Consider the following 11,470-nt stretch of genomic DNA (forward strand, 5'->3'; position numbering starts at 1 on the left):
TCACTCCCACGGGTGGTTCCCGCGCGCGTCCGGCCACAGCGGGTACCAGTAAGACTCGTCGTCCTCCAAGCCGAGTTCGCCGTCGAGGACCGACTGGAGCTTGAACTCGACCCGCTGGTTCCGGTCGTTCGTCCCCCGCGGTGCGAACGGGTAGTACGCGCCGCGCCGGAACGAGTAGATCCAGTAGGCGGGGCCGTCGTCGTTCTCGAAGCCGAATACGGCCGCGAGCAGCCGCGAGCCGAACCCCTCCTCGATGAACTGGTCGGCCGCGAAGTGGATGCTGGTCACCAGGTCCTCGGGGTCGTCGTCCTCGAGGACGAACCACTGGTAGCCGTGGTCGTCCTCGTACCGGTGGAAGCCGGTGCCGGTGTCGATCTCACCGGCCTCCAGGATCGCCTCGACGGTCTCGACCGCCTCGTCGAAGCGGGTGCTGTCGACGCCGGAGAAGCAGAGCGCGGCCTCGCCGCAGTGGTCGTAGCGGAGGTCCGCCTCCATCGTCATGTAGGCGGTCGACATCCCGAAGAGGTCCTCGGGGTCCGCCTCGCGAGTCGCGTCGGTCTCGGCGCTGGTCCCGAGGACGGCCCGGATCGTGTCGAAGATGCCCATCTGTCTCCCGCCTACGTGCGGCGGGGTTTAGGGCGTTTCTCTCGACTCCGCGCTCTCCGCGCCGCGCCGTCCGGACGGGTCACTCCGCGTCGTCGACCCGATCGAGGTACGTCAACACGCCGCGCGCGTTCAGGCTCGTGTTCGCTCGCGCCCGCTCGGGGTTCCAGTAGTCGATGTCGCGGCTCGCCGCCTCGAAGTGCTCGACGACCGCCTCGTCGTCGTCGAGTTCGGCGCGCTTCTCCCGGACGCGCTCGACCCACTCGACGTACGCCCGCTTCGCCTCGCCGAGCAGGTCGGCGTCGCAGCGCCGCGGCCCGAAGTGGCCGAAGCAGATCGTGTCGGGGTCGAGGTCCTCGATCAGCCGGATGTCGTCGAGGCACTGCTCGAAGTCGAACTGCGGCGGCGGCGTCGTCGGCGTCACGGCGTCGATCTCGGGGACGTAGATGCCCGCCGCGTCGGCGGCGAACACGACGTCCGCGTCGGGCTCGTGGTAGACGGCGTGGTGGGGCGCGTGCCCCGGCGCGTCGCGGACGACGAGCTCGCGGCCGCCGAGGTCGATCCGGTCGCCCTCGCCGACGCCCTCGATCCGGTCGTCGGGCACCGGCTTCGGCTCCGCGTAGTGCTCCCACTGGTCTTCGACCGCCGACTTTGTTCCCGCGACGAGCGCCCCGGGGTCGACGAGGTGGCGCACGCCCTTCTCGGGCACTCTGACCGCCGCGTTCGGGTACCGCTCCGCGAGGTAGCCCGCGCCGCCGGCGTGGTCGAGATGGGCGTGGGTCGGGAGGATCCACGCCAGCTCATCGCGGCCGATCCCGATCTCCGCGACGCTCTCGAAGAGGGTCTCCCGGTTCGCCCCCGTTCCGGTGTCGATCACGATCGGTCGCTCGGCGTCGTACACGTAGACCGCGCCGTACTCGTCGGTGTCGAGCATGCCGGTGTCGTGGACGTACAGGTCCTCGACGCCGCGGACCGGTTCGAACTCGCCTGCGCGCATACCGGACGAGGAACCCGGGGGCACTTCTAGCGATCGGTCCGCGAGCGGCCCCCGTTCGTCGGCGGTCCGGGAGCACTCTCGTTCGCCGGCAGTCCGTGACGACCCCTCGCCACGGCCACCTCGTCGCGCCGAACGGGCCGAGGCTTATGGTCGTTCCGCCCCAGAGAACGGTATGCGAGTGCTCGTCACCGGCGCGACCGGATTCGTCGGGAGCCGGCTCATCCCGGCGCTCCGCTCCCGCGGCCACGACGTGGTCGCGTTCGTCCGCGACGCCGACGGCTACGCGCCCCCCGACGGCGTCGCGGTCGTCGAGGGCGACCTCTTGGAACCGGACACGCTCCCGCCGGCGTTCGAACTCGACGGCGAGACCGTCGACGCCGCGTACTACCTCGTCCACTCGATGGACGGCGGCCCGGGGTACGAGGAGCGCGACCGGAACTGCGCGACCAACTTCGCCGAGGCCGCCTCGGCCGCGGGGATCGAGCGCATCGTCTACCTCGGCGGGCTCGGCGAGGACCGCGAGGAGCTCTCCGAACACCTCCGATCGCGCCGCGAGGTCGAACGGATCCTCGGCGACGCCGACCCGGCGCTCACGACGCTCCGGGCCGCGATCATCATCGGCGCCGGGAGCGCGAGCTTCGAGGTCGTCGCCGGCCTTGCGCGGCGGCTCCCCGTGATGGTCACCCCGAAGTGGGTCGACACGCTGTGCCAGCCGATCGCGATAGCCGACGTGGTCGCGTACCTCGCCGGCGTCCTCGACGCCCCCGAGACCGCGGGCGAGACCTTCGAGATCGGCGGGCCGGAGGTGTTGACCTACGCGGAGATCCTCCGTCGAACCAGGCGACAGCTCGGCGGCGGGCTTCGGATCGTCAGGGTCCCGGTGTTGAGCCCGGAGCTGTCGGCTCGGTGGCTCCGGCTCGTCACCGACGTGAACCCCTACCTCGCCCGGTCGCTGGTCGAGGGGCTCCGCAACACTGTGATCGTCGAGGACGACCGGATCCGGGAGTTCGTCCCGATCGAGCGCACCCCGTTCGAGCTCGGGGTCGCCCGCGCTCTGACCGAACCGCGAAAGGCGGAGGCGTCGCGACTGAGCGCGCTTCCCGGGGTATCGCCGTGAGCCGGGAGTACGGCGAGACGTGGGTGTACGAGAGCCTCGTCGGCGGGATCCCGGGACTCAACGTCCCGCGCACGCTGGCGGTCGCGCTCCAGTTCGTCATCTTCGAGGTCGGCGTGTTGGGTCTCGGCTGGTACTACGGGACGTGGGACGCCGTGGCCGCCGGGACGGTCGCCGTCGTCATCGCCGCGATCGGCAGCGTCGAGATGCACCGACTGGGCGCGAAGAACCGCCTGCTCGGAACCCCCCCGGAACACAAGCGGCTGCTGTTCGGGTCGAGTATCGAGATCGTGTTGGGCGTGCTGGCGTTCATCGCCCTCGTGACCTACCTGTTCGCGTGGGACGGGTCCCTCATCGACCGGCTGTTCGGCGCGGACCCGCCGATCCCCGTCGTCTACCTCACCCTGCTCGTCCTCTGGGACCTGACGTACCGCATCGGCACCTCGTGGTGGAGCGCCGTCGTCGCGCTGTGGCGCGCGGTCCACGTCGACCTCTCGCCCGACGAGCGGGCGACCGTCCGGCGGCTCGACGCCGAGAACATCGGGTTCTCCGTTATCCAGCTGGCGCTCGTCCCGTTCCTGCTCACGGAGCCCATACTGCTCGGCGCGGTGGTCGGTCACGTCATCGCGGTCGCGCTCGTCTGCGGCGCGGCGATCCTGCTCACCTGAGACGCGGCCGCGCGTCCTCCCCGAACGCGACTCGACCTCCAACCGCTGCGCTCGGCAGTCGCTCTCGGCGGCGCGGTCACAATGGGCGGCACGGTCGCTATCGAGGTTCGAGAACGGAATCAGAAGGCGCGGTGTCGCCGCGGCCGCGTCACTTCCCCTGAAGCTCTTCGAACTTGTCGAGGAGTGCCTCGGTGGAATCGCCCGAGTCGTAGGTCAGCGAACCGGAGTACTCGGGGCGCTCCGCGTCGAAGTCGGCGTCGACTTCGCTGGTCTTCTTCTCGCGACGCTCGTGTTCGGCCTCATCATAGGCACCCATTGACATGGTACGACTACACTTGGCCGTTTCCTGTAATATACTTGTCGGTAAACGTATCATCGATGATGAACGTCTTCCCCGCCCACCGGAATCGATTAACCCCGCGGCGTGATACCACACGCCCGTGGCACAACCGCTCCGCTTCAGGCGCTCGCCCGGCCGCTGGACCGCGGACCGGGTCCGGTCGCAGCTCCGTCGCCCCCTCGACGAGAACCTCGGGGCGACCGCCGGCGACCCGTGGTTCGCGCCGCCGCCCGGCTACGAGGCGCGCCGGTTCGACATGGACGACGGGTCCTTCGCGCTGTTCTGCTGGACCGACGACGACGCCGACCCGCCCGCCGACGCCGACGGCGGCCCGGCGGGCTACTGGCTGGGCAACACGGAGACGCCGAGCGAGCTCTGGCGGACGGACAAGTACGGGTTCGACGAGGCCCCCTACCCGGTCTCGCGGTGGGCGCAGCGGGAGCTGCTCGCCGGGCTCCACGACGACGAGCCGTGGCTGGCCGACTACCCCCACGTCTCGTGGTTCTTCCTCCCCGTGTTCTGCTCGAAGGACGGCGCGGAGACGAGCCGGGCGTTCTTCCGCGACCACGCCGCCGGATTCCCGGACGCGACCCGCGACGCGGGGACCGGGTTCGTCGAGGAAACGCTGCGGCCGGGGATCCTCGACGACCACCGCGAGGTGATGGCCGGGAAGCTCGGCACGTCCGCCTCGCGGGACCTCGTCCGGATGAGCGCGGCGATAGCCGAGTTCACCGCGGCTCGGATCCTCACGCGGGCGGGCTACGAGATAACCCCGGAGATCGAGGTGACGACGGGCCACTCCCTCGACTTCCGCGCGACGGAGCCCGACACCGGGACCGGGCACCTCGTCGAGGTGACGCGGCCGCAGCCGACCGCCGGCCGCTCCGCGAACGACCCCGTCGCGGCCGTCCGCGACACCGCCGAGACGAAGACCAGCGGACAGCTCGCGGCCCACGCCGGCGGCGTCACCCTGTTCGTCGACTGCTCGTCGTTCCCCGCCGACGAGTGGGCCGCCGTGCGCGCCGCCGAACCCGCGGTCCGGCACAAGCCCGCGGTCGTGTACCGCGCCGAGCCGGACGGCTCGATCGAGGGCTACCGGAAGGGGTCGATCCCAGTCGACCTCTCCGGAGTCGTCGACGGCGTCTCGTAGCCGCGTCGCTCCGAGTTCGAATCTGGAAAAAGGGTATGGATCGCCGGTCGATTCGTCGCGTCAGAACGAGACCGGTGCCGGCCCGTCCTCCGCGTCGGTGGTCGGGTCGCGGTCCGAGTAGAACCGACGACCGACTCCTCGGTGGCAGACGCCCGCCCGGAGGGTGGTGAACACGTCTTCCGGGTCTTCGAACGTCTGATCGCCGAACCGTTCCAAGACGTCGCCGAGCCGCTCGGACCCGTTGGCGAGCTCTACGGTCGCGTTTCCGTGAGCCGCGATGATCTCCTCAGAGGTGGTCGGGTACTGGTGCCGTTCGAGTCGGTCGTCGACGCCGTTCAAGCGCATCAACAGACGAGAATCACCGATGGTTCTTAATGATTGTCCATGTACGACCTTAGTCGGAGGGAATACCTTATATCGCCTTATATTCGTCCCCGAATCGGCTCCCGACGGACCGCCGCCGCTTAGTGCCGGGCGGCGCTATCGACGTTTATGCCCGCAGATTCAGCGGATCTGGTGGTCGCCGACCTCCACGCGCACACGGTCGTCTCGGACGGGACGTTGACGATCGACGAGGTGCCCGCGGTCGCCCGCGAGGCGGGCGTCGACTGGGTCGCCGTCACCGACCACGACCGCGTCCACCCGGGGGTCGACGCGCCGGTCGTCGAGCGCGACGGCGTCCGGATCGTCCGCGGGATCGAACTCCGCGTCGACGCCGGGTTCGAGCGGCTCGACCTCCTCGGCTACGGCGTCGAACACACCGACGCGCTCGACGCGGAGATCGACCGCCTCCAGCGCGACCGCCGGGAGCGCGGCGCGGCCATCCTCGACGCGGTCGAGGAGCGACTCGGCGTCGATCTCGAACTGGAGCCGCGCGCCGGACTGGGGCGACCGCACATCGCGCGGGCCGTCGAGGAGTCGGACGCGCCCCACGACTACGCCGGCGCGTTCGACGAGCTGATCGGGAACGACGGCCCGTGTTACGTCGCGCGCGACGTGACGCCGCTCGACGAGGGGCTCGACCTCCTCTCCGACGCCTGCGCGCTCGTCGGGCTCGCCCACCCCTTCCGTTACGAGCACGTCGACGAGGCGCTCGACGTCGCCCGCGAGTCGGCCGCGATCGACGCGGTCGAGCGGTTCTACCCGTACGGTCGCACGGTCGACGACGCGCGGATCGACCGCGTCGCCGCCGAGGCGGACCTGCTCAGAACCGGCGGGACGGACGCCCACGAGCGCACCCTCGGCGTCGCGGGGCTGACGGCGTCCGCGTTCGAACCCGTCCGGGATCGGCTCCCTCAGCCGGTCCCGGCCGGGGAGCGCTCCGCCGCGGCGACGCCCGACGAACAAGATTAAGCCCGCGCCGACCGGAGTGTCGGACATGCGGTGTCACTACTGCGACCGGGAGGCCACGTACGAGGCCGAGCAGCGCGGCGTGGTCGTCGGGCTCTGCGAGTCCCACTTCAAACAGCGCGTCGAGGAGCTCGCCGAGTCGGACGAGCTCGCGGAGCTCCGCGACCGGATCGACATCGAGTCCTCCGAGTAGTCACGCGGAGACGAACGGTAAAAGTCGGCGGGACCCGAACCGTCGGTATGGACCTCACGGACCGTCCCCGCCGACTCCGGACCGACGGCGTCCGCCCGCTCGTCGCCGAGACCGACCTCTCGGCGTCGGACCTGGTCGCGCCGGTGTTCGTCGACGCGACGACCGACGAGCGCGTCCCCATCGAGACGATGCCCGGCCACGAGCGCGTCCCGGTCGACGAGGCGGTCGACCGCGTCGCGGAGATCCGCGAGACGGGCGTTGAGGCCGTGATCCTCTTCGGCGTTCCCGAGTCGAAAGACCCGGAGGGGAGCCGCGCGTACGCCGAGGACGGCGTCGTCCAACGCGCTATCCGACGGATCGACGCCGAGACCGACGCCACCGTGATCGGCGACGTCTGCCTCTGCGAGTACACCGACCACGGTCACTGCGGCGTGATCGAGGAGACCGCCGAGGCGGACCCGACGCTTACCGTCAAGAACGACGAGACGCTCAACCTGCTCGCGCGCACCGCGGTCTCGCAGGCCGACGCGGGCGCGGACGTGGTCGCTCCCTCGGCGATGACCGACGGCCAGGTCGGGGCGATCCGCGAGGCGCTCGATTCCGCGGGTCACGAGGACGTCGCCGTCCTGAGCTACGCCGCGAAGTACGAGTCGGCCTTCTACGGCCCGTTCCGCGACGCGGCGGACGGCGCGCCCGCGTTCGGCGACCGCCGGCACTACCAGATGGATCCCGCGAACCGGCGGGAGGCGCTCCGCGAGGCGCGGCTCGACGCCGAGCAGGGCGCGGACGTGCTGATGGTGAAACCCGGGCTGCCGTACCTCGACATCGTCGGCGACCTCCGGCGGGAGTTCGACCGGCCCATCGCGGCGTACAACGTCTCGGGGGAGTACGCGATGCTCCACGCCGCCGCGGAGAAAGGGTGGCTCGACTTGGAGGCGACCGCGCTGGAGTCGCTCGTCGCGCTCAAGCGCGCGGGCGCGGACCTCATAATCACGTACTTCGCCGAGGACGTGGCCGATCACTTATAAATAGAACCGGGCGCAGCCGACGCGCCCGGCGAAGCACCCACCATGGCGCGCGCCTCCGAGCGCCCGATAGGGCGCGAGGAGCGCGTGCGAGGTCGTCGGGCTACGCCCGACTGCCAGAGGCGCGTCGCGCCTCGCTGTCGCCGGCGCTACGCGCCGGCTGCCAGAGAATCTTCGATTCTCGCTGGAGTCGGCCGACCGAAGGGAGGCCGACGAGGCCGGGGAGGCGTGAGGCTGCGGGGCGGGATTCGGGGGTGTTCGCCCAGATCGAGACACCGGCTGTTGTTTATGAGCAACCGATCGAGCGACCGGACCCGTCTACACCACCTGCTCGCCGTCGTCGTCGTACACCTCGATGGCGTCGACCGGGCAGACCCGCGCCGCGAACTTCGCGTCGAACTCCTCCCCGTCGGGCACCTCGACGACGAACAGGTCATCCCCCTCCTCGGTGCTGCCTTCTAGATCGGCCTTCCCGTCGTTCAGGTTCTTGTCGAAGGCGTCCCACTCGGCGACGCACTGGTACATCCCGACGCAGGTGTCGCGGTCGAACTCCACGTACATGACCGCTTGTTCGGCGAGCCGATACAAAGCGGTGACGGCGAGACTCGCGGGACCCCAGCGACTCCCAGACCGGATCCGCAGAAATCACCTCCAAAGCCCCGAGCGGGAGGCCGCCGTACGCTCGCTGTGCTTCTCGGTCGCTCACTGCGGTGCTTACGTCGCCTACGGCGGCCTCCCGCCTGCCCCTTTGAGTCCCACCCAGCACCGCAGCCTCACACCTCCCCAACCTCGTCGGCCTCCCTTCGGTCGGCCGACTCCAGCGAGAATCGAAGATTCTCTGGCAGCCGGCGCGTAGCGCCGGCGACAGCGAGGCGCGACGCGCCTCTGGCAGTCGGGCGTAGCCCGACGACCCCGCGCGTGCTCCTCGCGGCCTCCGCTTCGCTCCGGCCGCTCGCAGGCACGCGCCACCGCAACCGCGCTCCGAAACCGATCTCCGCCGTCGAGTTTCCAACGGCCGACCGTCCGTTTTAATCCTCGCAGGCACTCATCGCCGCGTATGACCACGGTCTGGCTCGTCGACCGGCAGTTCGACTCGAAAGGGCTCGTGCGGCTCACCTACGCCACCGAGGACGGCGAGCGGACGCACACGAAGGAGCTGGCCGAACAGCGGCTCGTCACCGGCGGCGGGATCACCGCCGGCCGCGAGGTCGACGACACCGCGCTGGGCGAGACGCCCGCCGACGAGGTCGAGCGGTTCGCCGCCGAGGCGTCGAAGATGGCGGCCGAACACGACCTCGACGACGCGGTCTGACGGCCGCTGACCGCGCCCTCCGTCCGCGCCGCCCCACACAACCGAGGCCGTTAAGGGGGAACCGGCGGAACGTGTGACCGAAATGCCCAGTGGTGAGTACGACCCCGACGCCGTCGAGCCGCGCTGGCAGCGGCGATGGGTCGACGAGGAGACGTACGCCTATTCCGACGACGACCCGGTCGACCCGAACACCGTCTTCTCCATCGACACGCCCCCGCCGACGGTATCGGGGAGCCTCCACATGGGCCACCTGTACGGGTTCACCCTCCAGGACTTCGTCGCGCGCTTCGAGCGGATGAACGGCGGTGAGACGTTCTTCCCGTTCGGCTACGACGACAACGGCATCGCCTCCGAGCGGCTCACCGAGGACGAGCTCGACATCCGGCATCAGGACTTCGAACGGCGCGAGTTCCAGGCGAAGTGCCGGGAGGTCTGCGCCGACTACGAACAGCAGTTCACCGAGAACGTCCAGTCGCTCGGCGTGTCGGTCGACTGGGATCACACCTACCAGACGATCGAACCCCGCGTCCAGCGCGTCTCGCAGCTGTCGTTCCTCGACCTGTACGAGCAGGGCCGCGAGTATCGCGAGAAAGCCCCCGCGATCTGGTGTCCCGAGTGCGAGACAGCCATCTCGCAGGTCGAGACCGAGGACGACGAACAGGCCAGCCACTTCAACGACATCGCGTTCCCCGTGGTCGGGAGCGACGGCGACGACCTCCCGGCCGAGTTCGTCATCTCGACGACGCGGCCCGAGCTCCTCCCGGCGTGCGTCGCCGTCTTCGTCCACCCGGACGACGACGAGAACCAGGCGCTCGTCGGCGAGTCTGCCGAGGTCCCGCTGTTCGGCCACGAGGTGCCGATCATCGCCGACGAGCGCGTCGACATGGAGACCGGCTCCGGCATCGTGATGTGCTGTACGTTCGGCGACCAGAACGACATCGAGTGGTATCAGGTCCACGACTTGGACCTCCGAGTCGCCATCGACGAGTCCGGCCACATGACCGACCTCGCCGAGGAGTATCAGGGGCTTCACGCCGACGAGGCCGGCGAGGCCATCGTCGAAGACCTCGACGAGACGGGCGCGCTGCTCGACCGCCGCGACATCACCCACACGGTCAACGTCCACGAGCGCTGCGGGACGAGCGTCGAGTTCCTCGTCACCGAGCAGTGGTACATCGAGATGCTCGACAAGACGGACGAGTACCTCGACGTCGGCCGCGAGATGGAGTGGTCCCCCGAGAAGATGTTCACCCGGTACGAACACTGGGTCGAGGGGCTCCAGTGGGACTGGCTCATCTCCCGCCAGCGGTCCTCCGGCATCCCGTTCCCGGTGTGGTACTGCGAGGACTGCGGGGAGGTCGTCGTCGCCGAGAAGGCCGACCTGCCCGTCGACCCGCTCTCCGACGCCCCGCCGGTCGACGCCTGTCCCGAGTGCGGTCACGACGCGTTCGAGCCGGAGGACGACGTGCTCGACACGTGGGCCACCTCCAGCCTGACGCCGCTGATCAACGCCGGCTGGGACTGGGACGACGAGGCCGGGGAGTTCACGATGGAGCGCCCGGAGCTGTATCAGTTCGACCTCCGCCCGCAGGGCCACGACATCATCAGCTTCTGGCTGTTCCACACCCTCGTCAAGTGCTACGAGCACACCGGCGAGGTGCCGTTCGCGGAGACGATGATCAACGGGCACGTGCTCGACGAGAACCGCGAGAAGATGTCGAAGTCCGTCGGCAACGTCGTCGAGCCCGAGGCGGTCCTCGAGGAGTTCCCCGTCGACGCCACGCGCTACTGGGCGGCCGGCACCGCCGTCGGCGACGACTTCCCGTTCAAAGAGAAGGACCTCCGCGCGGGCGAGAAGCTGATTCGGAAGCTGTGGAACGCCTCGAAGCTCGTCGAGTCGCTCGCGCCGAAGCCGTTCCCGACAGAGCCCGACGACGGACTCCGCGAGCTCGACCGGTGGCTCCTCGCAAAGCTCGACGCCGAGGTCGAGCGGCTCACCGAACTCCTCGACGACCGCGCGTTCTCGAAGGCCCGGGACGAGCTCCGGAGCTTCTTCTGGAACACGTTCTGCGACGACTACCTCGAGATCGCCAAACAGCGCGAGGACGACGCGGCGGCGTACACCCTCCGGACCGCCCACCGCCGGTTCCTGAAGCTGTTCGCGCCGCTCCTCGCGCACGTCACCGAGGAGCTATGGCACGACATGTACGCCGACGCGAGCGACTCGATCCACCTCGGTGACGGCGCGAGCGACTCGATTCACCTCACCGATTGGCCCGAGCCGCTGGGGATCGAGGCCGACCGCGACGCCGGTACCGCCGCCACCGCCGTCGTCGGCGCGCTCCGGAAGTACAAAAGCGAGAGTCAGCTCCCGCTCACCGCCGCGCTCGACGCGGTGGAAGTGTACGCCGACGTGCGCGGCTTCGAGGACGATATCACCGGCGTGATGCACGTCGATGACCTCGCGGTCCACCCCGACGGCGACGCGCCCGTCGAGACGGTGATCACGGGCATCGACCTCGACTACGCCACCGTGGGTCCGAAGTACGGCGACCAGGTCGGCGACATCGAGGCCGGCCTGGCCCAAGATGACTACGAACTCGACGGCGACGAACTCCGCGTCGCGGGCGTCACGCTCGTCGACGACGAGTTCGCGGTCGAAGAGGAGCGACAGTATCAGGGCGAGGGAGCGTTGCTTCAGGCCGACGACGTCGTCGT

General features: G+C 69.7%; 13 protein-coding genes. 8 read left to right on the forward strand and 5 right to left on the reverse strand.

Going from position 1 to position 11,470, the window contains the following annotated elements:
* Both pspAB and C464_RS15565 read right to left on the reverse strand, forming a co-directional pair.
* Positions 1–606 (reverse strand): PspA-associated protein PspAB, encoded by a 606-nt coding sequence (gene pspAB, locus C464_RS15560; RefSeq protein WP_006114720.1) that lies wholly within the window; start codon positions 604–606, stop codon positions 1–3.
* Positions 607–685: 79 nt separating this feature from the next.
* Complete coding sequence (locus tag C464_RS15565; protein WP_006114721.1) at positions 686–1,600, reverse strand: MBL fold metallo-hydrolase; 915 nt, start codon at positions 1,598–1,600, stop codon at positions 686–688.
* A gap of 172 nt (positions 1,601–1,772) precedes the next feature.
* On the opposite strand from C464_RS15565, the gene C464_RS15570 reads away from it, so the two are divergent.
* Together C464_RS15570 and C464_RS15575 are read left to right on the forward strand one after the other, a co-directional pair.
* Positions 1,773–2,717, forward strand: a complete 945-nt coding sequence (locus tag C464_RS15570; protein ID WP_006114722.1) for an NAD(P)H-binding protein — start codon at positions 1,773–1,775, stop codon at positions 2,715–2,717.
* The gene (locus C464_RS15575) at positions 2,714–3,382 is read left to right on the forward strand and encodes a DUF7530 family protein (protein WP_006114723.1); all 669 of its coding nucleotides are present in this window, start codon (positions 2,714–2,716) and stop codon (positions 3,380–3,382) included. The genes C464_RS15570 and C464_RS15575 overlap by 4 nt, the downstream gene beginning before the upstream one ends.
* 148 nt (positions 3,383–3,530) lie before the next feature.
* Here C464_RS15575 and C464_RS19330 read toward each other — a convergent pair whose 3' ends face one another.
* Positions 3,531–3,698, reverse strand: coding sequence for a DUF5786 family protein (locus C464_RS19330; protein WP_004599209.1), 168 nt, complete (start codon positions 3,696–3,698; stop codon positions 3,531–3,533).
* Positions 3,699–3,822: 124 nt separating this feature from the next.
* Between C464_RS19330 and C464_RS15580 the strand changes: the two genes are divergently transcribed.
* Positions 3,823–4,872: a DUF5784 family protein gene (locus C464_RS15580; protein WP_006114724.1), complete on the forward strand. Its 1,050-nt coding sequence runs from the start codon at positions 3,823–3,825 to the stop codon at positions 4,870–4,872.
* 60 nt (positions 4,873–4,932) lie between these two features.
* Here C464_RS15580 and C464_RS15585 read toward each other — a convergent pair whose 3' ends face one another.
* On the reverse strand, positions 4,933–5,217 hold the full coding sequence (locus C464_RS15585) for a DUF5789 family protein (RefSeq protein ID WP_006114725.1): 285 nt from the start codon (positions 5,215–5,217) through the stop codon (positions 4,933–4,935).
* 147 nt (positions 5,218–5,364) lie between these two features.
* Between C464_RS15585 and C464_RS15590 the strand changes: the two genes are divergently transcribed.
* Genes C464_RS15590 through hemB form a run of 3 tightly spaced genes read left to right on the forward strand, consistent with a single transcriptional unit; the run spans position 5,365 to position 7,443 of the window.
* On the forward strand, positions 5,365–6,225 hold the full coding sequence (locus tag C464_RS15590) for a PHP domain-containing protein (RefSeq protein ID WP_049911239.1): 861 nt from the start codon (positions 5,365–5,367) through the stop codon (positions 6,223–6,225).
* 25 nt (positions 6,226–6,250) lie between these two features.
* The gene (locus C464_RS19335; protein WP_006114727.1) at positions 6,251–6,415 is read left to right on the forward strand and encodes a DUF6757 family protein; all 165 of its coding nucleotides are present in this window, start codon (positions 6,251–6,253) and stop codon (positions 6,413–6,415) included.
* 47 nt (positions 6,416–6,462) lie between these two features.
* Entirely contained in the window at positions 6,463–7,443 is a 981-nt protein-coding gene (hemB, locus tag C464_RS15595; RefSeq protein ID WP_006114728.1) for a porphobilinogen synthase, read from the forward strand.
* A gap of 315 nt (positions 7,444–7,758) precedes the next feature.
* Here the strand turns inward: hemB and C464_RS15600 are convergent, their stop codons facing one another.
* Positions 7,759–8,001, reverse strand: a complete 243-nt coding sequence (locus tag C464_RS15600; protein ID WP_006114729.1) for a ferredoxin — start codon at positions 7,999–8,001, stop codon at positions 7,759–7,761.
* 496 nt (positions 8,002–8,497) lie between these two features.
* Between C464_RS15600 and C464_RS15605 the strand changes: the two genes are divergently transcribed.
* A complete protein-coding gene (locus C464_RS15605) occupies positions 8,498–8,752 on the forward strand; it encodes a hypothetical protein (RefSeq protein WP_006114730.1) in 255 nt (84 codons plus the stop codon).
* 82 nt (positions 8,753–8,834) lie between these two features.
* Positions 8,835–11,470 (forward strand): valine--tRNA ligase (locus C464_RS15610; protein WP_006114731.1); only part of this gene is annotated, 2,636 nt, incomplete at its 3' end.

Source organism: Halorubrum coriense DSM 10284 (assembly GCF_000337035.1).
GTDB classification, from domain to species: Archaea; Halobacteriota; Halobacteria; order Halobacteriales; family Haloferacaceae; genus Halorubrum; species Halorubrum coriense.